Source organism: Janibacter indicus (assembly GCF_900176385.1).
Classification (GTDB): domain Bacteria; phylum Actinomycetota; class Actinomycetes; order Actinomycetales; family Dermatophilaceae; genus Janibacter; species Janibacter indicus.
In genome coordinates this window covers 59,988-84,169 of the sequence record NZ_FWXN01000014.1, presented here as the reverse complement: position 1 = coordinate 84,169, position 24,182 = coordinate 59,988, and the positions used below count along the sequence as shown (strand labels likewise).

At 72.2% G+C, this 24,182-nt stretch carries 21 protein-coding genes; 9 read left to right on the top strand and 12 right to left on the bottom strand.

From position 1 onward, the window contains the following. Positions 1 to 119: 119 nt before the first annotated feature. Complete coding sequence (locus tag B9B60_RS15790; protein ID WP_084452920.1) at positions 120 to 662, top strand: hypothetical protein; 543 nt, start codon at positions 120 to 122, stop codon at positions 660 to 662. Here B9B60_RS15790 and B9B60_RS15785 read toward each other — a convergent pair. Then, positions 644 to 2,068 carry a glycosyltransferase gene (locus tag B9B60_RS15785; protein WP_084452918.1) on the bottom strand — a complete coding sequence of 475 codons (1,425 nt, stop codon included), beginning with the start codon at positions 2,066 to 2,068 and terminating at the stop codon, positions 644 to 646. The genes B9B60_RS15790 and B9B60_RS15785 overlap by 19 nt on opposite strands. Positions 2,069 to 2,193: 125 nt before the next feature. On the opposite strand from B9B60_RS15785, the gene B9B60_RS15780 reads away from it, so the two are divergent. From B9B60_RS15780 to B9B60_RS17805, 3 genes are read left to right on the top strand one after another with little or no spacing between them, the layout of a single operon-like run. Continuing rightward, complete coding sequence (locus B9B60_RS15780; RefSeq protein WP_072623495.1) at positions 2,194 to 3,450, top strand: nucleotide sugar dehydrogenase; 1,257 nt, start codon at positions 2,194 to 2,196, stop codon at positions 3,448 to 3,450. Further along, positions 3,447 to 4,352, top strand: a complete 906-nt coding sequence (locus B9B60_RS15775; protein WP_072623494.1) for an ABC transporter permease — start codon at positions 3,447 to 3,449, stop codon at positions 4,350 to 4,352. The genes B9B60_RS15780 and B9B60_RS15775 overlap by 4 nt, the downstream gene beginning before the upstream one ends. Beyond that, on the top strand, positions 4,345 to 6,093 hold the full coding sequence (locus B9B60_RS17805) for an ATP-binding cassette domain-containing protein (protein WP_084452917.1): 1,749 nt from the start codon (positions 4,345 to 4,347) through the stop codon (positions 6,091 to 6,093). The genes B9B60_RS15775 and B9B60_RS17805 overlap by 8 nt, the downstream gene beginning before the upstream one ends. Before the next feature lie 75 nt (positions 6,094 to 6,168). Here the strand turns inward: B9B60_RS17805 and B9B60_RS15765 are convergent, their stop codons facing one another. After that, positions 6,169 to 7,311, bottom strand: coding sequence for a glycosyltransferase (locus B9B60_RS15765; RefSeq protein WP_234993904.1), 1,143 nt, complete (start codon positions 7,309 to 7,311; stop codon positions 6,169 to 6,171). A gap of 202 nt (positions 7,312 to 7,513) precedes the next feature. Here B9B60_RS15765 and B9B60_RS15760 point away from each other — a divergent pair, with 202 nt between their 5' ends. Beyond that, positions 7,514 to 7,711: a DUF3073 domain-containing protein gene (locus B9B60_RS15760; protein ID WP_084452915.1), complete on the top strand. Its 198-nt coding sequence runs from the start codon at positions 7,514 to 7,516 to the stop codon at positions 7,709 to 7,711. A gap of 22 nt (positions 7,712 to 7,733) precedes the next feature. Here the strand turns inward: B9B60_RS15760 and B9B60_RS15755 are convergent, their stop codons facing one another. From B9B60_RS15755 to B9B60_RS15740, 4 genes are all read right to left on the bottom strand, one after another. Continuing rightward, on the bottom strand, positions 7,734 to 8,333 hold the full coding sequence (locus B9B60_RS15755; protein WP_084452913.1) for a response regulator transcription factor: 600 nt from the start codon (positions 8,331 to 8,333) through the stop codon (positions 7,734 to 7,736). Between the two features lie 8 nt (positions 8,334 to 8,341). Next, positions 8,342 to 9,472, bottom strand: coding sequence for a phosphoribosylformylglycinamidine cyclo-ligase (purM, locus tag B9B60_RS15750; protein WP_084452911.1), 1,131 nt, complete (start codon positions 9,470 to 9,472; stop codon positions 8,342 to 8,344). Further along, a complete protein-coding gene (gene purF, locus B9B60_RS15745) occupies positions 9,469 to 10,992 on the bottom strand; it encodes an amidophosphoribosyltransferase (protein ID WP_200811252.1) in 1,524 nt (507 codons plus the stop codon). Before purF ends, purM begins: the two co-directional genes overlap by 4 nt. A gap of 85 nt (positions 10,993 to 11,077) precedes the next feature. Continuing rightward, positions 11,078 to 11,311 carry a hypothetical protein gene (locus B9B60_RS15740; protein WP_072623489.1) on the bottom strand — a complete coding sequence of 78 codons (234 nt, stop codon included), beginning with the start codon at positions 11,309 to 11,311 and terminating at the stop codon, positions 11,078 to 11,080. 22 nt (positions 11,312 to 11,333) lie between these two features. Between B9B60_RS15740 and B9B60_RS15735 the strand changes: the two genes are divergently transcribed. After that, positions 11,334 to 12,392 (top strand): Gfo/Idh/MocA family protein, encoded by a 1,059-nt coding sequence (locus B9B60_RS15735; RefSeq protein ID WP_234993903.1) that lies wholly within the window; start codon positions 11,334 to 11,336, stop codon positions 12,390 to 12,392. 27 nt (positions 12,393 to 12,419) lie between these two features. Here B9B60_RS15735 and B9B60_RS15730 read toward each other — a convergent pair whose 3' ends face one another. Next, on the bottom strand, positions 12,420 to 12,797 hold the full coding sequence (locus B9B60_RS15730) for a sterol carrier family protein (RefSeq protein WP_084452907.1): 378 nt from the start codon (positions 12,795 to 12,797) through the stop codon (positions 12,420 to 12,422). 146 nt (positions 12,798 to 12,943) lie between these two features. On the opposite strand from B9B60_RS15730, the gene B9B60_RS15725 reads away from it, so the two are divergent. After that, the gene (locus B9B60_RS15725; RefSeq protein ID WP_084452905.1) at positions 12,944 to 15,289 is read left to right on the top strand and encodes a bifunctional metallophosphatase/5'-nucleotidase; all 2,346 of its coding nucleotides are present in this window, start codon (positions 12,944 to 12,946) and stop codon (positions 15,287 to 15,289) included. 74 nt (positions 15,290 to 15,363) lie between these two features. Continuing rightward, positions 15,364 to 16,179, top strand: a complete 816-nt coding sequence (locus B9B60_RS15720; protein WP_084452903.1) for a spermidine synthase — start codon at positions 15,364 to 15,366, stop codon at positions 16,177 to 16,179. Positions 16,180 to 16,227: 48 nt separating this feature from the next. Here B9B60_RS15720 and purL read toward each other — a convergent pair whose 3' ends face one another. From purL to B9B60_RS15695, 5 genes are all read right to left on the bottom strand, one after another. Next, on the bottom strand, positions 16,228 to 18,501 hold the full coding sequence (gene purL / locus B9B60_RS15715) for a phosphoribosylformylglycinamidine synthase subunit PurL (RefSeq protein WP_084452901.1): 2,274 nt from the start codon (positions 18,499 to 18,501) through the stop codon (positions 16,228 to 16,230). Beyond that, entirely contained in the window at positions 18,498 to 19,169 is a 672-nt protein-coding gene (gene purQ, locus B9B60_RS15710) for a phosphoribosylformylglycinamidine synthase subunit PurQ (protein WP_084452899.1), read from the bottom strand. The genes purL and purQ overlap by 4 nt, the downstream gene beginning before the upstream one ends. After that, positions 19,166 to 19,456, bottom strand: coding sequence for a phosphoribosylformylglycinamidine synthase subunit PurS (gene purS / locus B9B60_RS15705; protein ID WP_084452897.1), 291 nt, complete (start codon positions 19,454 to 19,456; stop codon positions 19,166 to 19,168). Before purS ends, purQ begins: the two co-directional genes overlap by 4 nt. 514 nt (positions 19,457 to 19,970) lie before the next feature. Then, complete coding sequence (locus tag B9B60_RS15700) at positions 19,971 to 20,510, bottom strand: DUF1697 domain-containing protein (RefSeq protein WP_084452895.1); 540 nt, start codon at positions 20,508 to 20,510, stop codon at positions 19,971 to 19,973. A gap of 185 nt (positions 20,511 to 20,695) precedes the next feature. Further along, positions 20,696 to 22,258, bottom strand: coding sequence for a fatty acyl-CoA synthetase (locus tag B9B60_RS15695; protein ID WP_084452893.1), 1,563 nt, complete (start codon positions 22,256 to 22,258; stop codon positions 20,696 to 20,698). A gap of 99 nt (positions 22,259 to 22,357) precedes the next feature. On the opposite strand from B9B60_RS15695, the gene B9B60_RS15690 reads away from it, so the two are divergent. After that, positions 22,358 to 24,133, top strand: coding sequence for an alpha/beta hydrolase (locus B9B60_RS15690; protein WP_143445624.1), 1,776 nt, complete (start codon positions 22,358 to 22,360; stop codon positions 24,131 to 24,133). Positions 24,134 to 24,182: the final 49 nt, after the last annotated feature.

The following is a 24,182-nucleotide window of genomic DNA, read 5'->3' as shown; positions in this document are numbered from 1 at the left end:
GTGTGTGTTCCTGAACAGCTCCACACCTCACTCGGAGGTCTTCCTCATGTCACGCCGACTCGCCCATCCCGTACCTAACGTCCCGGGTCAGTACAGCTAGCCGTCACTATCCTGCTGGCATGCCCACTCACGCCGCGCCGTCCACCGTCGTCATCGACGGTGACGCCCCCGACGCCGTCGAGCGGCTCGAGGAGGCGATCGCCTCGGCCGAGACCGTCCTCGTCCACCGGGCGGGCACGACCCTCGTCGACGGGGCCCTCGAGCGGCTCGTGCGGGTGCTGCACCGACCGCACCGCCGCCTGGTCCGGGTGCACAGCGACGCCGGGCCCTGCTACCTCGCGCGGACCGAGCTGCTCGTGGCCGCGATGCGGCACGGCGTCGAGGTCGACGAGCTGGTCGCCGACGCCCCCGGTCTCGATCGTCGCCTCGCCGAGGCCTCCGGCGCCGTGCACCTCGACGGGCCGACCCCACTGCACGACCCGGCCGCCGGCCGGTGGCGGGTGTGGGTCGACGGTGCCGTCGTGGGCGTCGGCGCCTCGCCCGATGCCCGCGAGGCCGCGCGGCGGCACAGCGCACCGACCGTGCTGCTCGGGCTGGCCCGCCGCCGCGCCGGACGGTTGCGCCGCGAGGCCGTGCGGCTGCGTCAGCGACCGGGGCGGTAGATCCAGCGCGCGACCTCGGTCCGCACCCGCCGGTACTCCGGCGAGGCGCCCTCGACGAGGTGCTCGATGGGCTCGTCGCCGACCCGCTGCGGCGGCAGGTCCTCGGTGACGTGCAGGGGGCGGGCCCCCCTTCGCGTCGCCGGCGCACTCCCGGCGACGAGGTCGACGCGGGTGCGCGGGTCGGGCAGGGCGCGGCGCCAGGCGGGCGGCCCCCACGGGGCACCGGCGGCCAGGCCCTGCGGCGCCGGGGCGCCCTGTGCGAGGTCGACGAGCAGGCGCGCTGTCTCGGCGCCACCGGTGGTGTCCGGCAGCTCGCGGCAGGCCGCGCGCAGCCCGTCGGCCACGTCGGGGTCGACCAGCTGCGTCACGGCCGAGCGCATGCCGTCGGCGTCACCCGGGTCGACGCTCAGGCAGGCACCCGCGGCCGCGAGCGTCGCGGCACGGCCGGGCTGGTCGTCGGTGCCCAGCGACTGGCCGGGCACGAGCACCGTCGGCACGCCGGCCCCGAGGAGCTCGTGCACCGAGTTGTAGCCGGCGGCGCTCACCGCGCCGTCGAAGGCGGCGAGCGAGCGTGCCAGCGGGTAGGTGTCGGTGAGCAGGTGCACGTCCTCGCCGTCGCGGCCGATGCCGTGACGGGCCAGGGCCGGGCTGGTCACCGCCACCTGCCAGTCGGGAGCCTGCCGCCGCAGCACGTCGAGGGCCACGCGCACGGGTGACGCCACGTCCTCGAGGGCACCGGTGCCGGGCGTGAGCAGCAGCGCCGGCCTGTCGGGGTCGAGCCCGAGCGCCTGCCGCGCCTCCCGCCGGTCGTGGCGGCGGATCGCGCCCGCGATGGAGATCGGGGCGACCCGCGTGGCATCGGTGCGGCGTGCCGTGGGGCCGCGGTCGCCGGCCGCGGCGAAGTCACCCGGCTCGACGACGAGGTCGAAGGCACTGGCGTGAGCCAGCCACGGCTCCCCCACCCCCGGGCGCCACATGCCCCGCCGCATCCAGACGAAGGGGGTCCCCTCCAGTCCTCGCCGCGCGGCCAGCAGTCCGGCGTAGGGAACGACCCCGTCGAAGAGCACGAGGCGGGCGCCGGTCTCGGCCACGAGCGCCCGGAGGCGGTCGGCGAAGTACGGCTCCCAGTTGTAGGCGGGGTAGAGCTCCCGCAACCGCCGGGCCGCTCCCCCCTTCGGCAGCCATCCGCTCTTGCGGCTGGGGCAGTACTCCGTGCGCACCCCCGCCAGCTCCGGCAGCGCGCCGGACGCGACGGCCGAGCGGACCGTCGGCAGTGCGCCGGAGAGGGACATGAGCACGGGGTCGATGTCGTCGGGTGCACTCAGCGCGACGGTGAGCTGTCGGGTGAGGTGCCCCATGCCGACGCCGTTGCTCGTCGCCAGCAGGACAGGGAGGCGGGCCGACATGCCGCCCACTGTATGGCGGTGATGGTCAGCGCCCCGACAGGACCGGCCGGTATGATCGCGCCAGCCACCGGGGACCCGGTTGCACCCCGGGACCCCGGGGAGCACGACTACGAGAAGGATGCACAGTGGCGGACGTCGCGATCATCGGCCAGGGATATGTCGGCCTTCCCCTGGCCCAGGAGGCCTCCAAGGTCGGGGTCAAGGTCCTCGGCTTCGACATCAACCAGGGTGTCGTCGACGCACTCAACTCCGGTGTCTCGCACATCGACGACCTGTCCGACGACGACATCCGCGCGATGCTCGACGCCGGCTTCGAGGCGACGACGGACCCCTCCCGCCTCGACGAGGTCAAGACCATCGTCATCTGCGTCCCGACCCCGCTGTCCGAGGACGGCGGCCCGGACCTCGGCCCGATCAACTCGGCCGTGGGGACGATCGCCGAGCACCTGCAGCCCGGCCAGACGATCATCCTCGAGTCCACGACCTACCCGGGCACGACCGACGAGGTCGTCCGTCCGGCCCTCGAGGCCGGCGGCCTCGAGGCGGGCAAGGACTTCTTCCTCGCCTTCTCGCCCGAGCGCATCGACCCGGGCAACGAGCAGTTCGGCGCCAAGAACACCCCCAAGGTCGTCGGCGGCCACACCCCCGCCTGCGGTGACGCCGCAGCGGCCTTCTACGGCCAGTTCGTCGACACCGTCGTGCGGGCCAAGGGCACGCGCGAGGCCGAGACGGCCAAGCTCCTCGAAAACACCTACCGCCACATCAACATCGCCCTGGTCAACGAGATGGCGCGCTTCTGCCACGACCTCGACATCGACCTGTGGGACGTCATCGCGGCGGCCAAGACCAAGCCCTTCGGCTTCCAGGCCTTCTACCCCGGGCCGGGTGTCGGCGGTCACTGCATCCCGATCGACCCCAACTACCTGTCGTACAACGTGCGCGCCAAGCTGGGCTACCCCTTCCGCTTCGTCGAGCTGGCCCAGGAGATCAACGCGACGATGCCGGCCTACGTCGTGCAGCGGGCACAGAACATCCTCAACGAGGACAGCAAGTCGCTGCGCGGCTCGACCGTCCTCCTGCTCGGCGTGACCTACAAGCCCGACATCGCCGACCAGCGTGAGTCGCCGGCGGTCCCGCTGGCCCAGCAGCTCATCGCGAAGGGGGCCACCGTCCAGTACTTCGACGCCAAGGTCGCCGACTGGCGAGCCGTGCCCGAGGCGGAGCGGGTCGACGACCTCGACGCCGCCGTGGCCGCTGCGGACCTCACCGTCCTGGTGCAGAACCACAAGTCCTTCGACGTCGAGGCCCTCGCGTCCACGGCCCAGCGCTTCTTCGACACCCGCGGGGTGGCCGAGGACAGCGACAAGGTCGAGCGCCTGTGACGGAGGCCCCCTCGCGGGCCCCCCTCCCCCCGGCTCTCTCCACCGAGGAGGCCGCGGAGCTCGCGGCCAGGCACGGGCTGCGGACGCTCAGCGAGCGTCCGCCGCTCGGCCGCTACCTCGCCGACATCTGGCAGCGACGCTCCTTCGTCTGGACGCTCGCCTCCGCGGAGTCCTACGCCAAGAACGAGGACAACCGCCTCGGGCAGGTGTGGGCGGTGCTCAACCCGCTGGTGCTCATCGCCAGCTACTACGCGATCTTCGGCCTGCTGCTGCGCACCGATCGGGGCATCGACAACTTCGTCGGCTTCCTCGCCATCGGCGTGGTGATGTTCACCTTCACCTCGTCGGTCATCACCCGCGGCGCCAAGGCGATCACCGGCAACCTGTCGATCGTGCGGGCGCTGCACTTCCCGCGCGCGATCCTGCCGATCTCGATCATGGTGACCGAGCTGCTCGCCTCGATCCCGGCCTTCCTGCTGCTCGGCGCGCTCATGCTGCTCACGGGCGAGACCCCCGACTGGGAGTGGCTGCTCTTCCCCGTCGCGATCCTCCTGCAGGGCCTGGCCCTGCTCGGCTGCGCCTTCATCGGGGCGCGCCTGGTCAACGCCTCCCGCGACCTGGGCAACCTCATCCCGGTCATCGTCCGGCTGCTGCGCTACGCCTCCGGCGTCTTCTTCCCGGTGATCCACTACGCCGAGAACCTGCCCGCGACGATCGCCACCGGCGTCGTCTACCAGCCCTTCGCGCTCATGCTCAACCTCGGCCGGCAGGCCCTGCTCACCGGCCCGGGCAACGACGTCGTCCTGCGCGACTGGCTGATGATGGGCGGCTGGGCGCTCGGCCTGTCCGCGATCGGGCTGGTGCTCTTCTGGTGGGACGAGGCGAGGTACGGCCGTGGCTGAGCACACCCCCGACGTGACGATCGGCGACCCGACGGTCATCGTGAGCCACCTCGACGTCAAGTACGCCGTCTACGGCGGCGGCCGCAAGGGCAGCCCCTCGGCCCAGAGCGAGTCCCGCTCCCTCAAGGACGCCCTCGGGCGCCGCGAGCCGCGCGTGCGCGAGGTCCACGCGGTCAAGGACGTCAGCTTCGTCGCCCGGCACGGCGAGTCGATCGGCATCATCGGCCGCAACGGCTCCGGCAAGTCGACCCTGCTGCGCGCCGTCGCCGGGCTCATCCCCCCTTCGGCCGGACGGCTGTGGGTCTCCGGCGAGCCCTCGCTCCTCGGCGTCAACGCCGTGCTCATGAGCAAGCTCAGCGGCGAGCGCAACATCTACGTCGGCGCCCAGGCCCTCGGCCTCACCAAGGAGCAGATCCGCGAGCGCTTCGACGACATCGTCGAGTTCTCCGGCATCGGCGACGCGGTCTACCTGCCGATGAACACCTACTCCTCCGGCATGGGCGCCCGGCTGCGCTTCGCGATCAGCACGGCGGCCGCACCCGATGTGCTGATGATCGACGAGGCCCTGGCCACCGGTGATGCCGACTTCCGCGCCAAGAGTGCCGAGCGGATCGCCCGCATCCGCGAGCAGGCCGGCACGGTCTTCCTCGTCTCGCACTCCAACGGCAACATCCGTCAGATCTGCGACCGCGTGCTGTGGATGGACCAGGGCCGGCTCATCGCCGACGGGCCGACCGAGGAGGTCCTGCCCCTCTACGAGGCCACCCTGCCCAAGCGGTCGAAGAAGAAGGCAGCGCCGCTCGCCGAGCCCGAGGTCCCCGGCACCCGGCGCTTCGGTGGCGAGTCCCGCGTCGACGTGGCGACCTCGCTCAGCCGGCACACCTGGGAGCCCGGCGTCGAGGGCGCCTTCGTCGTCAGCGTCCACAAGGTCGCGACGGCTCGCGTCGTCGCGCCGATCGCCGCCCGGCTCGGCTGGCCGCTGCTGTGGGTGCGCCCCGGCTCGGTGCCCTCGGCCACCCGTGACGAGCTGCGGCGGCTCGAGCCGCGGCGGGTCGTGGTCGTCGGCGGCGACGAGCTGGTCAACCCCAGCACGCGCGAGCGCCTCGAGGACCTCTCCGACGCCCCGGTCGAGTCGATCGGCGACGAGGACCCCGGCGTCACCTCGGCCGCGCTGCTGCGCGCCTTCCCCCCGCAGGACCGCTCGGTCGTGCACGTCACGCTCCCGCACAGCGGTGGTCGGGCACCGGCCATCTCGCAGATGGCCGCGCAGACCGGGCGCGCCGTCGTCGTCTGCGAGGAGACCCACGTCCCCGACGAGCTCGTCGCCGCGCTGACCGAGCTCGCTCCCGGCCGGCTCATGCTCGACGGCAACGAGGAGGACTGGTCCCTCGACATCGTCCAGCGTCTGGAGTCGGCCACCGGCGCCGAGATCAGCTTCGGTCCCACGGGCGGCCCGATGGCCCTCGCGGCCGACCTGAGCGCCGACGCCTCTGCAGGCGGCCGGGTGCTCGTCTCGGCCCACACGACCGGCGTCGAGACCCTCTCCGCGATCGTCGCCTCGGCCCACTCCGACAGCCCGCTGCTGCTCCTGCGCAGCGACCGGGTCCCGGCTGCGGTGGGGCGCGCCATCGAGCGGCTGGCACCGCGCGAGATCGGTCTCGTCGGCACGACCGAGGGCCTCTCCCCCGCCCTGCGGGCCGAGCTCGGCGCCCTCGTGCCCTCGTCGACCTCCGAGGCCTGACTCCCACGCCGGGTCGATGTACGACGGTGCGCTGGGACGCACCCGCCGACATCGAGCCGCGGCGCAGGCTCCGCGTCAGAGGCGCGGGGAGCGGGCGGCGGCGACCTCGGTGAGGGCCGCGACGAAGGCGGGCCCTCCCTTCGCCCAGTCGTAGCGCTCGCGCACGAGATCGCGACCGCGCTCCCCCATCGCCGCGGCCTCGTCGGGGGTACGCCACAGCCGCACGGCCGCGTCAGCCGCCGCCTGCGGGTCGTCGAAGGGCACGACGACCCCGCCGCGGCACTCCTCCACCAGGTCACGGGCCAGGGGCAGCGGGGTGGTGATGGCGGGGACGCCGTGGGCGAGGTACTCGACGACCTTGGTCGGCATCGAGCCGCGGTAGTTGGGCAGGTCGCGCAGGAGGGCGAGCCCGGCGAGGGCACCGTCGACCATCGCCATCGCCCGGTCGGCGGGCTGGAACCCGTGCCACACGAGGACTCCCTCTGCGGCCCCGGCCGCCATCGCCGATCGCGAGGCCTCGTCGCGGGCCGGACCGACGACGTCGAGCGTGATGGCGCCGTCGGAGGCGGCGTGAGCCAGCCGCGCGACCTCCACCATGGTCTCGCTGCCGCGGGCGAGCGTGAGGTTGCCGACGTGCACCAGCCGGGCCCCGCCTGCCGGGGGCACGTGCGGGGGCACGACGACCGCATTGGGGACGACCGCGTGATCGCGGCGGAACCGCCCGGCGTAGGCGTGCTCCGCGAGCAGCAGGGGGTGCCGACGCTCGACGAGCCGCTCGGCCCCGCGCCAGGCGGCGGCCACCGGGCGCCGCAGCGCCGCCGGGAGCCAGTCCTTGACGACGAGCGCGCCGGCCGGGTCCTCGTGGACGTCCCAGACGAGGTGCCGCACCCCCAGGCCTGCCAGCGCGGGCACCAGCTCCGGGTCGTGGACGAGGACGACGTCGTGGTCGGGGGCCAGCTGCCGCACGCTGGCCCGGGCGGCCCGGGCGGCGCCCAGCCGATCCCGTCCGGAGGCCCGGGGCAGGTCGACGCAGGTCAGCCCGCCGGCGACCTCGGGGACGGGCAGGTCGTGGGCGGCGAAGGGGGCGAGATAGGTCACCTGCCACCCCGCCACGAGCAGCGCGGAGATCTCGCGGTGTCGGATCCGGGAGTCCTCCGGATGGTGCACCACGGTGACGACGAGGGCGCGAAGGGAGGCCCCCAGCGGCGTCGTGCCCACATCAGCTCCCGTCGTCGTGCGTCCGGGGGCGATCCTACGGTCTCCCGGGCCGGACCGATGGGACGGAACAGCCGCGGACCATGTACCGTTGGCCCCACGAGAAAGCACACAGATCCGGGTCCGCTCTGGTAGTTCTGCCGTCCCCTCGGGGCGGCGGGAGGATCAGCGCCGACCCGCACGAGCGCAATGAGGGGGTCACGCCATGGGGCGCGGCCGAGCAAAGGCGAAGCAGACCAAGGTTGCCCGCGAGCTGAAGTACTACTCGCCGGACACCGACCTGCGAGCGCTGGAGGCGGAACTTCACGGTCAGCCGAGTCAGCAGACGACGCGCGGTTCACGCGACGACGTCGACGAGGCGGACGACGACGACTACGACGCCTGGACCTCGCGCGAGCGCTGATCGCGCGACGAGCCACCTCTCGTCAGATCAATCCCTGACGCCGCGCTTCTGCGGCCGCCGCCTCGCGGCGCCGCACCCCGAGTCGGCCATAGGTGTGCGACAGGTGTGACTTCACGCTCGACAGACTGAGGTAGAGCCGCTCGGCGATCTCCTGGTTGCCCAGCCCCGCGGCGACAAGCCGCAGGACCTCGACCTCGCGGTCGGTCAGGGGCGGGACATCCCTCCCCACCCGCTGCACGAGGGGTCCGGTCGTCGGCTGGTCGATCTCGGCGACGTCACCTCGAGCAGCAGCCCGGATCGCGGCGCCGATCTGCACCGGGGTGCTCGATGCCGCGAGGCAGCCATGGGCTCCCGCGGTGATGACCTCGTCCGTCAGGTCCACGTCGTCGGTGAGCACCACCCAGGCGGGCCCTCGGGCCACGCGCATCGCACGCACGACGTCGATCGGGCCGTGTCCCCGGTCGAGGCCCCCGTGCAGGAGGACGACGTCGACCCCGGGTGTCGAGATGACCTCACCGACGGTCGCGGCCGGCGGGCACGGCTCGAGGTCGGGCTCCGCCGCGAGCACGGCCACGAGAGCCTCCCGGCGCCACTCGTCGGCATCGGCGACGAGCACCCGCACCGCGGGTGTCAGGCGTGCTCCCCGACGACCTGCACGGCGCCACCGTGCACACCCTTGGCGCCCTGGACGACCTCGACCCCGGCGACCGGGTCGGTCGTGGCGGCGTCGGCGACCTCGCCGAGGACCCAGGCGTCGATGCCCGCCGCCCGCGACCGGGCGATGGCGGCGTCGACGCCGGCCTGCGGCAGCGCGGCGACGAAGCCGATGCCCATGTTGAGGGTGCGCTCGAGGTCTGCGCGGGGCACCGCGCCGAGCTCACCGACGAGGGAGAAGATCGGCGGCGGGGTCCACGACGCCCGGTCGACACGGGCGATCGTGCCCTGCGGCAGCACGCGGGCGAGGTTGGCGGCCAGCCCACCGCCGGTGACGTGGCTCAGGGCGTGCACGTCGATGCCGTCGGCCCGCACGAGGTCGAGCAGGGCTTTCGAGTAGATGCGGGTGGGCTCGAGCAGCTCGTCACCGAGGGTGCGACCGAGCTCGTCGACGTGCCGGTCGAGCTCCCACCCGGCGGCGGCGATGACCCGGCGCACGAGGGAGTAGCCGTTGGAGTGCAGACCGGAGGAGGCGAGGGCGACGACGACGTCACCGGCGGCGACGCGGTCGGGCCCGAGGACCTCGTCGTGCTCGACGACGCCGGTCGCGGCGCCGGCGACGTCGTACTCGTCGGGGTCGAGCAGGCCCGGGTGCTCGGCGGTCTCGCCGCCGACCAGCGCGACACCGGCGAGCTCGCACCCCTTCGCGATGCCTCCGACGATCGCGGCGATGCGCTCGGGCACGACCTTGCCGGTCGCGATGTAGTCGGTCATGAAGAGCGGCTCCGCGCCGCACACGACGATGTCGTCGACGACCATGCCGACGAGGTCCTGACCGATGGTGTCGTGGCGGTCCATCGCCTGGGCGATGGCGACCTTGGTCCCCACGCCGTCGGTGGAGGTGGCGAGGACCGGGCGACGCATGCCCTGCAGGGCGCTGGCGTCGAACATGCCGGCGAAGCCCCCGAGCCCGCCGAGCACCTCGGGGCGGGTGGCCCGGCGGATCGACTCCTTCATCAGGTCGACGGCCTTGTCGCCGGCCTCGACGTCGACGCCGGCATCGGCGTAGGTGATCGGGGTCTGCTGCGTGGTCTCTGGGGTCGTCACGGGCGTCGCACGGCTTCCTGGGTCGGGGTGAACTCGAGCTCGAGCAGGGACTTGCCGAGGCGGTCCTCGCTCGGCAGCTCCATCGGGTAGGTGCCGGAGAAGCACGCGGTGCACAGCTCGTCGCGCGGCTGGTCGGTCGCGGCGATCATGCCGTCCTCGCTGATGTAGCCGAGCGAGTCGGCCCCGAGCGAGGTGCAGATCTCGTCGACGCCGAGCCCGGTGGCGATGAGCTCGGCGCGAGTGGCGAAGTCGATGCCGAAGAAGCAGGGCCACTTGATCGGCGGCGACGAGATGCGCACGTGGACCTCGGCGGCCCCGGCCTCGCGCAGCATCCGCACCACGGCGCGCTGGGTGTTGCCGCGGACGATCGAGTCGTCGACGATGACCAGCCGCTTTCCCTTGATGACGTGGTGCAGGGGGTTGAGCTTGAGCCGGATGCCGAGCTGTCGGATCGTCTGGCTCGGCTGGATGAAGGTGCGCCCGACGTAGGCGTTCTTGACCAGGCCCTGCCCGAAGGGGATGCCCGACTCCTGGGCGTAGCCGATGGCGGCCGGGGTCCCGGACTCGGGGGTCGCGATGACCAGGTCGGCCTCGACCGGGTGCTCGCGGGCCAGCGCGCGGCCCATCTCGACGCGCGCCTCGTGCACCGTGCGGCCGTGGATCGTCGTGTCGGGGCGGGCGAGGTAGACGTACTCGAAGACGCACCCCTTGCGCCGCGCGGGAGCGAAGCGCTGCGTGCGCAGGCCGTCCTCGTCGATGGTGACGAGCTCGCCGGGCTCGACCTCGCGGACGAAGGAGGCGCCGACGATGTCGAGGGCAGCGGTCTCGGAGGCGACGACCCAGCCGCGCTCGAGCCGACCGATGACGAGCGGGCGCAGGCCCTGCGGGTCACGGGCGGCGTAGAGGGTGTCCTCGTTCATGAAGACGAAGCAGAAGGCGCCCTGCAGCTTGGGTAGCAGCTCCATGGCCGCCGACTCGAGGGACTGGTCCTGCTCGTCGGCGAGCAGGGCGGTGACCAGCGCGGTGTCGGTCGTGTTGCCGCGGCGCAGCTCTCCCTTCGACACCCCCCGCCAGGTGCCGTCGACCTCGGGGGTCGCGGCGCGGTCCTCCACCATCTCGAGGAGCTCGGCGGAGTTGATGAGGTTGCCGTTGTGCGCGAGCGCGACCGTGCCGGCGTCGTGGCCACCGAGGGTGGGCTGCGCGTTTTCCCACGTGGACCCGCCGGTCGTCGAGTAGCGGCAGTGGCCGACGGCGATGTGCCCGCGCAGTGTCGACAGGCTGCGCTCGTCGAAGACCTGGGAGACCAGCCCCATGTCCTTGTAGACGAGGATCTGCTGGCCGTTGCTCGTGGCGATGCCCGCGGACTCCTGGCCGCGGTGCTGCAGGGCGTAGAGGCCGTAGTAGGTCAGCTTGGCGACATCCTCGCCCGGCGCCCAGACACCGAAGACACCGCAGGCGTCCTGGGGTCCCTTTTCACCGGGGAGCAGGTCGTGGGACAGGGTTCCGTCTCCGCGTGGCACGAGGACCAGTCTCCCACAGGGCCGACCCGCGGTTGATCCCCTGCTCACCGTCGCACCTCCGCGAGGGCCTGCCGGGCGAAGGGAGTTACTTGCGATAGGTGAAGAGGGCGGCGACGACCGCGCCGAGGAGCCCTCCGACGCACAGACCCAGGACGCTCATGTAGCCGAGGGTCGCGCTGGGGTCGTAGGTGATGTCGAAGCCCTCGTTGCGGTTGGGGCCGAAGTACGAGATCAGCCCGAAGACGATGAAGCCGATGATCGCCCCCGTCACGATGAAGGGGATCGGCTTGGGGTTGCTCCGGGGACGCTGCGCACTCACCCCACCATCGTAGGTTGGTGACATGAGCAGCCAGCGCCCGCATGCCGACGTCCCCGGGATGAAGCTCCCCACCCCGCGCACCCCCGACCCGGCATCGGCGCCCGCGCTGCGGTGGGGTCTGCTCGGCGCCGGTTGGATCGCCTCGCAGCTGGCGATCTCCCTCCGGGGCACCGCCCAGACCGTCGTGGCGGTCGGGTCGCGCGACCTGCAGCGAGCCCAGGGGTTCGTCGACGAGCACGTGCCCGATGCCCGGGCCCACGGCAGCTATGCCGACCTCGTCGCCGACCCCGATGTCGACGCGATCCACGTGGCCAGCCCGCACAGCGAGCACCTCGAGCACGCGCTGCTGGCGATCCGCGCCGGCAAGCACGTCCTCGTCGAGAAGCCCCTCGCGCCCACCGCCGACGAGGCGGCTCAGATCGTCGCCGCGGCGCGCGAGGCCGGCGTCTTCTGCATGGAGGCGATGTGGACCCGCTTCCTCCCGCACGTCGACGTCCTGCGCCAGGTGCTCGACGCCGGCCTGCTCGGCGAGGTGAGCACCGTGCTCGCCGACCACTCGATCCCGCTGTGGCCCGACGGCCCCGAGCGCCTGGCGAGCCCCGACCTCGCGGGCGGCGCCATGCTCGACCTGGGCATCTACCCGCTGTCCTTCGCCTCGCTGTGCCTCGGCGGCGTCACCTCGGCCGCCGGTGTGGGCTCGCTCACCGACCGCGGGGTCGACCGTCGGGTCGCCTTCGTCGTCCAGGGCCCGAGCGGTGCCGTCGCCTCGTGCGCCACCGACATGTCGGTCTCGTCGCCGACGACCGCCTCGGTCAACGGCACCTGGGCGCGGCTGGAGCTGGAGACGCAGTTCTACACGCCGACGACGATGCGGCTCGTCGGCGCCGACGGGGTCGTCCTCGACACGATGGAGGGCGACCCGGTCGAGAAGCACCGCGGTCTGAGGCACGAGGCCACCGAGGTGGCGCTGCGGGTCGCCGCCGGCGAGACGGAGTCGCCGATCATGCCGCTCGACGAGAGCGTGCGGATCCTGCAGGTCGCCGGGGAGCTGCTCGACTCCCTTCGGCCCGCATTGCCGTAGGGCAATGCAGAGAGTGCCCGCATTGCCCTACGGCAATGCGGCGAGGGGGAGGTGGGCGGACAGGTCGGTGCGCTGGCCGCTGACCCGCACCCGGCCCGAGGACACCGCCTCGGCCCACCCGAGGTCGCCGACGACGAGCTCCAGCCAGCTCTGCGCGTCGGTCTCGACGACGGCCGGCGGGGTGCCGCGGGTGTGCACCGGCCCCTCGACGCACTGCACCGCAGCGAAGGGGGGGACCCGCACCTCGACGCTGCGCCCGGGAGCGGCGTCGCCGAGGTCGGCGACGGTGTGCCGCACCGCGGTCGCGAGGGTCGTGCGGTCGACCGCCGACCGGTCGTCGCTGGCGGCCCACGCCCGCAGCGCGGCCCGGCCCTGCTCCACGGGGATGCGTCGTCGTCCTGCCACGACCCCAGTCTCGCACCGCCCAAGGTTCACCGAACGGTCAGGGAACCTTCCCCCTTCGTCCTGCAGATGTATCCCGGGTACGGCAGCATCTGACCCGGTGTGCCCGATGTCGGGCTCGTCACACACCCTGCCCCGGAGGAACCCTCATGTCCCTGAAGAAGAGAGGCGCGTCGCTGCTCGTCGGCGCGGGTGCGATCACCGCACTCGTCGCCACGTCCGGCACCGCCCACGCCGCCGACCCCGTCGAGCCGGGCGGGATCGACCCGTCGCTGACGACGATCAACCTGCTCAACATCAACGACTTCCACGGTCGCATCGACACCGACGGCACGGGCGCCTCGGGCAAGGCCTTCGCCTGCACCGTCGTCGAGACCCGGGCCCAGCTCGGCGAGGACTCGACGGCGCTGCTGTCGGCCGGGGACAACATCGGGGCCTCCCCCTTCACCTCCGCCTCCCAGGAGGACCTGCCGACGATCCAGTTCCTCAACACCCTCGGCCTCGAGGCCAGCGCCGTCGGCAACCACGAGTTCGACCGCGGCTTCTCCGACCTCACCGGCCGCGTCAGCCAGGCCGCGGACTTCGACCTGCTCGGCGCCAACGTCTACGAGCGCGGCACGACCACCCCGGCGCTCGACGAGTACTCGATCGTCGAGGTCGGCGGGCTCAAGGTCGGCGTCGTCGGCGCGGTCACCCAGCAGACCCCGTCGCTCGTCTCGCCGCAGGGCGTCTCGGGTCTCGACTTCGGCGACCCGGTCGAGGCGGTCAACCGCGTCGCGGCCCAGCTCAAGGACGGTGACGCGACCAACGGCGAGGCCGACATCGTCGTCGCCGAGTACCACGAGGGCGCGACCGAGGGCGACGACCTCACGACGCTCGACGCGCAGGTCGCCGCGGGCGGCGCCTTCGCCGACATCGTCAACGACACGGCGGGCGAGGTCGACGCGATCTTCACCGGCCACACCCACAAGGGCTACGCCTGGGACGCCCCGGCGCCCGACGGCGGCACCCGGCCGATCATCCAGTCCAACTCCTACGGCGACACCCTCGGCCAGCTGCAGCTCGGCTTCGACGAGGAGACCGGCGAGGTGACGCAGTACTCGGCGACCAACGTCGAGGTCGCCGACCCGACCGACTCGTGCGCCAGCAACCCGACCTACACCTCCGCCAGCGCGATCGTCGACGAGGCCGTCGCCACCGCCGGCGAGCTCGGCAAGAAGGTCATCGGGACGGTGAGCGACGACATCACCACCGCCCACAACGACGGCGCCCGGGACAACCGCCAGCGCGAGTCGACCCTGGGCAACCTCACCGCCGACATCTGGCTCGACGCACTCAACCAGCCCGGCCGCGGCGGCGCCGACATCGGCATCATGAACCCCGGCGGCCTGCGCGACGAGCTGCTCTACGAGCCCACCGGCGACGAGGAGCCCGGCGAGGTCACCTACGCCGAGGCCGCGTCGATCAACCCCTTCGCCAACACGCTGATGACCGTCGACCTCACGGGCGCACAGGTCGTCACGCTCCTGGAGCAGCAGTGGCAGCCGGAGGGTTCCTCGCGACCCTTCCTCAAGCTCGGGCTCTCCGACAACGTCACCTACACCTACGACCCGGACGCCGCCGCCGGCAGCCGGATCTCGTCGGTGAGCATCGACGGCGAGCCGCTCGACGAGGGCGCCACCTACACGATCGCCTCGGGTTCCTTCCTCATCGGCGGCGGTGACAACTTCACCGTCCTCGCCGAGGGCAGCAACGCCAAGGACACCGGCCTCATCGACACCGACGCCTTCGTCAACTACTTCGGCGCGCGTGACGAGGTCAGCCCCGACCACCGCAAGCAGGCCGTCGCGATCACCGACCAGCCGAGCGAGCTGACGGCCGGCGACGAGGTCTCCTTCACCGCCTCCGGCTTCGACCTGACGTCGCTCGGCTCGCCGACCAACTCCGAGGTCGAGGTCTTCGTCGGCGACGACTCGGTCGGCACCTTCCCGATCACGGCCGGCCTGATCCAGGGCGTCCCGACGCGCAACGGCACCGCGGACATCAGCTTCACCGTCCCAGAGCAGGCCACCGCTCCGGCGGGCATCGCCGCCGCCGACGACGGCACCGCCTCGCAGGTCCGTCTCGTCGCCTCGCCCAGCGACACCGAGGTCAGCTTCCCCGTGACGATCACGGCGGACGAGCCGACCTCGACGACGACCGACCCGACGACGTCCACGAGTGACCCGACGACCTCGACGTCGAGCGACCCGTCCACCTCCACGTCCACGTCGACGAGCGGGACGGGCACCAGCACCGGCACGCCGACGGCCACGTCGACCTCCGGCACCGCGCCGGGCACCGATGATGACGTCACCGGCCCGGTCGTCGAGACCGACGACACGACCCCCGGCCCCCGCGCGGGTGTCGTGGGCTCGGGTCTGGGGCTGCTCCTCGCAGCCGGCGCGGCCCTGGCGATCGCCGGCGCACGCCGCACCGCGGGTCGTCGTCACTGACCCACCGCACCACCGACGAAGGGGGTCACGCACCGGCGAGGTGCGTGACCCCCTTCGTGTGTGAGGGTTGGCGCATGGCCGAGGTGGAGTTCGTGGCGGACGAGCACGGGGGCGTCACGGTGATGCGTGACGGGCATCCGCAGAGCCACGTCGACGTCGATGACCCGGAGCACCTGGTCTTCGAGTACGTGCAGCACATGGCGGCCGTCCTCGACGCGGTCCACCCCGCCCCCGACCCGATCGGCGTCACGCACGTCGGCGGTGCCGGCCTGACCCTGCCGCGCTGGGTGCACGCCACCCGCCCCGGCTCCCCGCAGATCGTCCTCGAGCCCGACGAGGCCCTCACCGCCGCCGTCCGCGAGCAGCTGCCGCTGGCCCGTGGCCACCGGATCCGCGTGCGGCCACAGCTCGGCCGGCCGGGGGTCGAGGCGCTCAAGGACGCCTCGGCCCATGCGGTCGTCGTCGACGCCTTCGACGAAGGGAGGGTCCCGGCGGACCTGCAGACGGTCGAGTTCTTCGGGCACGTGGCGCGGGTGCTGCGCCCCGACGGCGTGCTCGTCATGAACTCCCCCGACGAGCCGGGCTGGCGGCACCTCGCCGGTGTCGTGGCGGGGGCGCGGGCCGCCTTCGGCCACGACGGGTCGCTCGCGCTCGTCGCGATGCGTGACGTCATCAAGGGGCGCCGCTACGGCAATGCCGTGCTCGTCGCGGCCCACCGACCGCTCGATGTCGACGAGATCCGGCGGCAGGTGGGGCGCTGGCCCTTCCCGTCCGGGCTGCTCGGCGCCGCAGAGCTCGCCCGCCGCACGGCCGGCGGCCGGGTGATCACCGACGGGGAGCCGCGACCGGCGCCGACCGCTCCCGACCCGGGCGCCTGGCGGGTGCGCTGACGAGGCCGCGGGACGACCTGGGGCATATCAGGTGGACGCGCGACGCCGTCAGCCGAAGTAGCGCGCCATCGTGCCGGTGTGCGCGGCCCCCATCTCCTCCAGGCCGAGGTCGAGGACGTCCTTGACCTTGAGCCGGTCGGCATCGGTCGTGCCGAGGCGCGCGACGGGGACGCCGTGCGCCTCGGCGATGCCGACGACGGTGACCAGGTCGCTCTCGCTGCGCACGGTGACCAGCGCCCTGGCCGTCGACTCGGAGTACAGCGCCGTGAAGGCGTCGATCCCGTCGCGGTCGAGGACCGGCGACAGGTCGACCGAGGCCCCGGTGCCACCGGTGAGGACCGACTCGGCGAGGGCCACGGCCAGGCCGCCGTCGGACAGATCGTGCGAGCTGGCGAGGAGGCCGCGACGCACCGCGTCGACGAAGAAGGAGGCGAGCGCCTTCTCGGCGGCGAGGTCGACGACGGGCGGCTGCCCGCCGAGATGGCCGTGCAGCGCGTGCGCCCACTCGCCACCGTCGAGCTCGTCGCGGGTCTCGCCGAGGAGCAGGACGATCTCCCCCTTCGCCCGGAAGCCGGAGGCGACGGACGTGGCAACGTCGTCGATGACCCCGAGCACGCCGACGACGGGCGTCGGGTGGATCGCCGTCTCACCGGTCTGGTTGTAGAAGGAGACGTTGCCACCGGTCACCGGGATGCCGAGCTCGAGGCAGGCGTCGAAGAGCCCGCCGATGGCCTGCTGGAACTGCCACATGACGCCCGGGTCCTCCGGCGAGCCGAAGTTGAGGCAGTCGGTGACGGCCAGCGGCAGGGCGCCGGAGGTCGCGACATTGCGGTAGGACTCGGCGAGGGCGAGCTGCGCCCCGGCGTAGGGGTCGAGCCGGCCGAAGCGGCCGTTGCAGTCGGTCGAGACCGCGACACCCAGACCGGACTCCTCGTCGACGCGGACCACGCCGGAGTCGTGCGGCATGGCGCGCTTGGTGTTGCCCAGGACGTAACGGTCGTACTGGTCGGTGACCCACGTCTTGTCGCAGATGTTGGACGAGGCGAGCAGCGCCAGCAGGTCGGCGCCCGGGTCCGCGGGACGGGGAAGGGAGGAGCTGCTGTCGGCCTGCACGGCGTCGAGCCACTCCGGGCGGGCGATCGGACGCTCGTAGACCGGGCCGTCGTGAGCGACGGACCGCGGCGGCACGTCGACGATCGTCTCGCCGTGCCAGGTGATGACGAGCCGGTCGCCGTCGGTGACCTCGCCGAGGACGGCGGCCTCGACGTCCCAGCGGCCGGTGATCTCGAGGAAGGCGTCGAGCTTGTCGGGCGCGACGACGGCCATCATCCGCTCCTGCGACTCCGACATGAGGATCTCCTCCGCGCGGAGGGTCGAGTCACGCAGCGGCACCTTGTCGAGCTCGATCTGCATGCCGCCGTCGCCGGCGGAGGCCAGCTCGGAGGTCGCGCAGGACAGGCCGGCGCCGCCGAGGTCCTGGATGCCCTCGACGACGCCCGCGGCGTAGAGGTCGAGGCAGCACTCGATGAGGACCTTCTCCGCGAAGGGGTCGCCGACCTGGACGGCGGGCCGCTTGGCGGGGCCGCCCTCCTCGAAGGTCTCCGAGGCGAGGACGGAGACGCCGCCGATACCGTCACCGCCCGTCTTGGCGCCGAAGAGCACGATCTTGTTGCCGGTGCCGGACGCGTTGGCGAGGTGGAGGTCCTCGTGGCGCAGCGAGCCGACGCACAGCGCGTTGACGAGCGGGTTGCCCTGGTAGCACTCGTCGAAGACGATCTCGCCGCCGATGTTGGGCAGGCCGAGGGAGTTGCCGTAGCCGCCGATGCCCTTGACGACGCCCGGCAGGACGCGCGCGGTGTCGGGGTGGTCGATGGCGCCAAAGCGAAGGGGGTCCATCACCGCGATCGGGCGGGCGCCCATCGCCATGATGTCGCGGACGATGCCGCCGATGCCGGTCGCGGCACCCTGGTAGGGCTCGACATAGCTCGGGTGGTTGTGCGACTCGACCTTGAAGGTCACCGCCCAACCCTGGCCGATGTCGATGACGCCGGCGTTCTCGCCGATGCCGGCGAGGGTCTTGCCCAGGGGGGTCTCGGAGGGCAGGTCGCCGAAGCGCTTGAGGTGGACCTTGGAGGACTTGTAGCTGCAGTGCTCGGACCACATGACCGAGTACATCGCCAGCTCGGCGCTCGTCGGGCGGCGGTCGAGGATCTCGCGGATGCGCTCGTACTCGTCGGGCTTGAGACCGAGCTCGGCCCACGGCTGCTCGGTGTCGGGGCTGCCCTGCGCGACGGCCACGGTGTCGAGGTTGCTGACGGTCACGCGGACACCACCTGCTCGAGGACGGACGTGAAGAAGGTGCGGCCGTCGAGGCTCGGGCCGAAGCCCTCCTCGACGGCGTGCTCGGGGTGCGGCATGAGGCCGACGACGTTGCCCCGCTCGTTGGTGATGCCGGCGATGCCGCGGGAGGAGCCGTTGGGGTTGTCGCCGACGTAGCGGAAGGCGACCTGTCCCTCCCCTTCGAGCCGGTCGAGGGTGGCCTCGTCGGCGACGAACTGGCCGTCCTGGTTCTTCAGGACGATGCTGATCTCCTGGCCGGCCTCGAAACCGCTGGTCCAGGCGCTCTCGGCGTTGTCGACGCGCAGGACCTGGTCCTTGCACAGGAACTTGCGGTGGTCATTTTGGATCATCGACCCGGGGAGCAGGTGCGACTCGGTGAGGATCTGGAAGCCGTTGCAGATCCCGAGGACCGGCATCCCTCCCTTCGCCGCGGTGATGACCTCGCCCATGACCGGGGCGAAGCGTGCGATGGCCCCGGCGCGCAGGTAGTCGCCGTAGGAGAAACCGCCGGGGACGACGACGGCGTCGACGCCGTGCAGGTCGGCGTCGCCGTGCCACAGGGCGATGGCCTCGCCGCCGCACAGGGTGACGGCGCGGCGGGCGTCGGAGTCGTCGAGGCTGCCGGGGAAGGTGATGACGCCGATCTTCACGCGCCGGCCCCGGTGATCGGCGCCTGCTCCGGCTCGTCGCTCGTCAGCTCGTGGACGCTCACGACGTCCTCGATGACGGGGTTGGACAGGAGGGTCTCGGCGGCCTCGCGGGCCTGCGCGAGGTGGGCCTCGGTGACGTCACCGTCGACGGACAGCACGAAGCGCTTGCCCTGCCGCACGTCGGTGAACTGGTCGATCCCGAGCCGGGGCAGCGCCCCCCGGACCGCCTGGCCCTGGGGGTCGAGGATCTCGGGCTTGAGCATGACGTCGACGACGATGCGTCCCACAGGTGTCTCCTGGTGCGAAGGGGGTGGTCCGCCCGTGAGTCTAGTTGGCGGGGTCGCCGCCCCTCTCCCTCGCCCACGTTCGCCGAGCCCTTCCAACGTTCGTCGAGGTGCGAAGCCGCCCGCGGCTGAGCCTCGAGACGCGGCGAGGACGAAGTCCCCTCCTCCGCTCCCTGAGGAGGAGGCCGCCCGCGGCCGACGTCTCGAAGGGACGAGCCCACCCCTCTCACACCCCGCTCCCTGAGGAGGTCGCGCAGCGACCGTCTCGAAGGGAGCGACATTACCGTTGTCACATGGCACCACACCCACCCTTGGATGAGGGCTCGGCCGAGACGTCGGAGATCGTGGCGGACACCCACCTCCTTCGCGAGATCACCGTGGCCCTGGACGATCTCCGCCGAGGAGACGTGCTGACAACCGAGGATGTCTTGCAGAGCCTGAGGGACGCGGGGCGAGGATGACCGCGTGCCGGTGCTGATCCTGACGCACCGCCGCGGCGCCTACCGCAGCTGACCCCTCACCCCCATCGCTCGGCCAGATCACGGACGACCGTGAGGTTGCGGTTGGTCCACACCCCCATCGCCCGGTCGTGCGCGGCGGGCAGCTTGACCTGGTGGTAGCGGTCCTTGCCGTCGAGCAGGAGGTGGACGGCGCGGCCGCGGACGGTGGTGGCCTCCCCTTCGCCGACGTGGGTGAGCAGCTCGACGGCCTCCGTCGACGGCACCTCCCGCATGAAGGTCACGTAGTGCGCCGCCACGTCGAAGGGCACCTGCCCCGCCACCTCGCCCGCATCCGCGACGACGGCCACCAGCTCGGCCGGCGTGAGCACCACCGTCGGCACCTCGAAGCCCCGGTCGGCGAGGAAGGCCGCCTCGAGCGTCGCCTCGACGGCAGCGGTCGAGCGCTGCCGGCTCTTCAGCCGCACGTTGCCGGTGTTGAGGTGCACCGCGACGTCGCTCGCACCGGTCTCCTCGACGACCCGCTGCAGGTCCGCCTTGGGGAACCTGCGCTTGGCGCCGAGGTTGATCGCGCGGAGGAAGGCGACGTAGGTGGCCATGCGCCCATCATGGCGTGCACAAGAGGTCGTTCTGGTGCATCTCGCGGCAATGGATGGGCGTCAATCGCAGCAGGACTACCTGTTGTGCACGGGCGCGGCTTCGAGGCTCGGCCGCGGACGGCCTCACACCTCAGCCAGCGGGGTGAGGACAGGCTTCGAGGCTCGGCCGCGGACGGCCTCACACCTCAGCCAGCGGAGGCGAAGCGCTCGCGCAGCTCGCGCTTGAGGATCTTGCCGCTCGGGTTCTTGGGCAGGGCGTCGAGGATCTCGATGCGCTTGGGCCGCTTGTAGCTCGCGAGCACCTGCGCGCAGTGCTCCCGGACCGACTCTGCGGTGAGCCCCGAGCCCTCCTTCGGCACGATCGTCGCGGTGACCGCCTCGACCCACGTCGGGTCGGGCAGGGCGAAGACCGCGACCTCGGCGACGTCGGGGTGGGCGTAGATCGCCTCCTCGACCTCGCGGGAGGCAACGTTCTCCCCACCGGTCTTGATCATGTCCTTCTTGCGGTCGACGATCGTGATCCGCCCGTCGTCGTCCGCGATGCCGAGGTCACCGGAGTGGAACCACCCTCCGGCGAAGGCTTCGGCCGTCTTCTCCTCGTTGCGCCAGTAGCCGGCCGCGATGTGCGGGCTGCGGTGGACCACCTCGCCGACCTCGCCGACGGGCACCTCGTTGCCGTCGTCGTCGACGAGCCGGGTCTCGACCATGAGCACCGGCCGCCCCGCGGAGCCGGCGTGCGACAGCTGCTCGTGCGGCGGCAGGATCGTCGCGACGGGGGCAAGCTCGGTCTGGCCGTAGAAGTTCCACAGGTCGACATCGGGCAACCGCTCCTGGATCTCCCCCAGCACCTCGACGGGCATCGGCGAGGCCCCGTAGTACCCCTTGCGCAGGCTGCTCAGGTCGGTGTTGTCGAAGTCGGCGTGCCGCAGCAGCGAGATCCACACGGTCGGCGGCGCGAAGTACTTCGTCACCCGGTGCTCGGCGATCTTGGCCAGCACGGTGGCCGGGTCGGGCGCGGGCAGGATGATGCTCGTGGCGCCGAGCATGATGTCCGGCCCGAGGAAGCAGTCGAGCTGTGCGCAGTGGTAGAGCGGCAGCGTGTGCAGGTCGATGTCGTCACCGGTCATCCCGCCGTCGACGATCGCGCTGAGGTACTCCGCCTGCAGCGCGCGGGAGGTGAGCAGCGCTCCCTTCGGCCGGGACTCGGTGCCGGAGGTGTACATGAGGCGGATCGGGTCGTCGTCGGCGACGATCGGTGGCTCCCAGCCGGTCGCGTCGGTGGCGACGAGGTCGGCGAAGGGGGTCCACCCGCCGCTCGCGTCGCCGGTCACCACCCGGGTCGCGATCTCCAGCCCGCTCGCGTCGATCGCCTCGTCGGCGGTCACGAGGAACTCCGGCTGGGTGACCATGGCCACCGGCTCGCTGTTGCCGAGGATGAAGCCGGCCTCGTCCGCCGTGAGCATGAAGTTGATCGGGACGAGGATCGCGCCGAGCCGTGCCGCGCCCCAGGCGAGGGCGGCGAAGTCCGCGCTGTTGCGGCTGAGCAGGGCGACGCGGTCCCCCTTCGTCACGCCGCGCTGGGCGAGGCCGGCGGCCACGGAGGTGACGATCGCGTCGAGCTCACGGAAGGTCCAGCGGACGTCACCGTCGATGATCGCGACCTTGTCCCGGTGGCGAGCAGCACTGCGGCGCAACACCTCCCCGAGACCGTTGGCGCGGGCCATGGCCATCTCCATCTGCGTCGACATGAGCCCGAGTCTGCCAGCGTGTCGAGTCGCGGAGTGATGCGAGTCACCCTATGTTGTGAGCGGCCCGGTGCGCAGGGCACGGGGCAGACAGGGGAACACATGATGAAGAACGTCCGCACGCGCCTGCTCGCGCTGACCGCCACGGCCGGCCTGGCCGTCAGCCTCGGCTCGGTGACGGCGTCGGCCGCACCCACGCCGGCCGCCGCGCCCGCCGCACCGACGAAGGCCACCACCACGACCTCGACCGAGGACGCCAAGCTCGACAAGGTGGCCACCCCCAGGCTCGGGTGGTTCAGCTGTTACGGCGGCGCGGAGTGCGCCACCGTGAAGCTCCCGCTCGACTACGACAACCCGAAGGGCGCGAAGACCAACGTCGCCGTGCTGCGCCAGAAGGCGACCGGCAAGCGCATCGGCACGCTCTTCGTCAACCCCGGCGGCCCCGGCGGCTCCTCGACGGAGATGGCCTACGCCGCCGACCAGTGGCTCTCGCCCGAGGTCCGCGAGAAGTTCGACGTCGTCGGCGTCGACCCGCGCGGCATCGGCTTCAGCGACCAGGTCCAGTGCCTGCCGGTCGAGCGCCAGGACGAGGTGATGAAGGACCTGCGCGTCGCCTTCCCGGTGGGGACCACCGAGCAGCGGCGCTTCATCACCGCGACCAAGAAGGTCACTCGCGCCTGCTCGAAGAACTCGCTCGCCACGTCGATGTCGACGGCCGAGGTGGCCAGGGACATGGAGATGGTCCGGCGCGCGCTCGGCAGCGACAAGCTGAGCTACATCGGCTTCTCCTACGGCAGCCACCTCGGGACGACCTACGCCAACATGTTCCCGAAGAACTTCCGCAGCCTGGTCATCGACGGCGTGCTCAGCCCGACCGCGTGGTCCGGCACCCGCAGCACCCAGTCGTCGCCCCTCGAGGAGCGCCTCAAGTCCGGCCGCGGCGCCTCCAAGGCTCTCGACAAGATCCTTCGGGAGTGCGGCAAGGTCGGCCCGTCGAGGTGCGGCTATGCCGAAGGGGGCGACCCCAGGGCGAAGTTCGCGGCCCTGACCGCCGAGCTGAAGAAGAAGCCCGTCGAGGTCACTGACCCCTTCGAGGGAGGGACCTTCACGCTCACCTACGCCGACGTCATCGGCACCCTGCTGGGGACCCTCTACGACCCCGAGGCACCTTCGATCGTCGACTTCGCCCTGACCGACATCGAGTCGATGATCGAGGCGTCCGAGGCACCCCAGAGCCGCACCGCCACGTCCCAGCGCACGACGCTGCACCGGGAGGTCGTCGCCGAGCTGAAGAAGGACCGCACCGCCCCGCGGCGCGGGTTCGTCTACGACAACTCGCTCGACGCCTTCCTGTCGGTGACCTGCACCGACAGCCGCGAGACGACCAGGATCGCCGACTTCCCCGCGTACGCCACCAAGAGCGACGCCGCCGCGCCGCACTTCGGTCCCGCGTGGCTGTGGGGCTCGGCCGGCTGCGCCGGTGACGCCTTCACCGGCCAGGACGAGGACGCCTACGTCGGGCCGTACAACCGGGTCACCCCCAAGGGTGTGCTCGTCGTCGGCAACTACTGGGACCCGGCGACCAACTACGACGGCGCGGTCCGCACCCGCTCGATCCTCGGGCGCTCCCGCCTGATCTCGAGCGACTCGTGGGGCCACACCGCCTACGGCGTCTCGGCCTGCGTGACCCAGCGGGTCGACAGCTACCTGCTGCGCGGCATCTCGCCGCGCATCGACGCCACCTGCCCCGCCGAGACCGAGATGTTCCCCGACTGGGGCGCCCAGGCCGCCCCGGAGAGCGTCCCGCAGCTGCTCGAGCGGACCAGCCTGCCGAAGGGGAAGGGCAAGGGCTTCCCGGCCCCGACGGTCGTGCGCTGACGCGTCACGCCGCCTGAGGCACGAGGGGCGAAGGGGGTCACCCCCTTCG

What these genes read in the sequence shown, in the direction of transcription:
- B9B60_RS15735 (WP_234993903.1), top strand. Translation starts at nt 11,334, where the DNA reads ATGAGCAGCCAGCGCCCGCATGCCGACGTCCCCGGGATGAAGCTCCCC.
- B9B60_RS15690 (WP_143445624.1), top strand. Translation starts at nt 22,358, where the DNA reads ATGATGAAGAACGTCCGCACGCGCCTGCTCGCGCTGACCGCCACGGCC.
- B9B60_RS15695 (WP_084452893.1), bottom strand. Translation starts at nt 22,258, where the DNA reads ATGTCGACGCAGATGGAGATGGCCATGGCCCGCGCCAACGGTCTCGGG.
- B9B60_RS15760 (WP_084452915.1), top strand. Translation starts at nt 7,514, where the DNA reads ATGGGGCGCGGCCGAGCAAAGGCGAAGCAGACCAAGGTTGCCCGCGAG.
- B9B60_RS15785 (WP_084452918.1), bottom strand. Translation starts at nt 2,068, where the DNA reads ATGTCGGCCCGCCTCCCTGTCCTGCTGGCGACGAGCAACGGCGTCGGC.
- B9B60_RS15790 (WP_084452920.1), top strand. Translation starts at nt 120, where the DNA reads ATGCCCACTCACGCCGCGCCGTCCACCGTCGTCATCGACGGTGACGCC.
- B9B60_RS15720 (WP_084452903.1), top strand. Translation starts at nt 15,364, where the DNA reads ATGGCCGAGGTGGAGTTCGTGGCGGACGAGCACGGGGGCGTCACGGTG.
- B9B60_RS15700 (WP_084452895.1), bottom strand. Translation starts at nt 20,510, where the DNA reads ATGGCCACCTACGTCGCCTTCCTCCGCGCGATCAACCTCGGCGCCAAG.
- B9B60_RS15725 (WP_084452905.1), top strand. Translation starts at nt 12,944, where the DNA reads ATGTCCCTGAAGAAGAGAGGCGCGTCGCTGCTCGTCGGCGCGGGTGCG.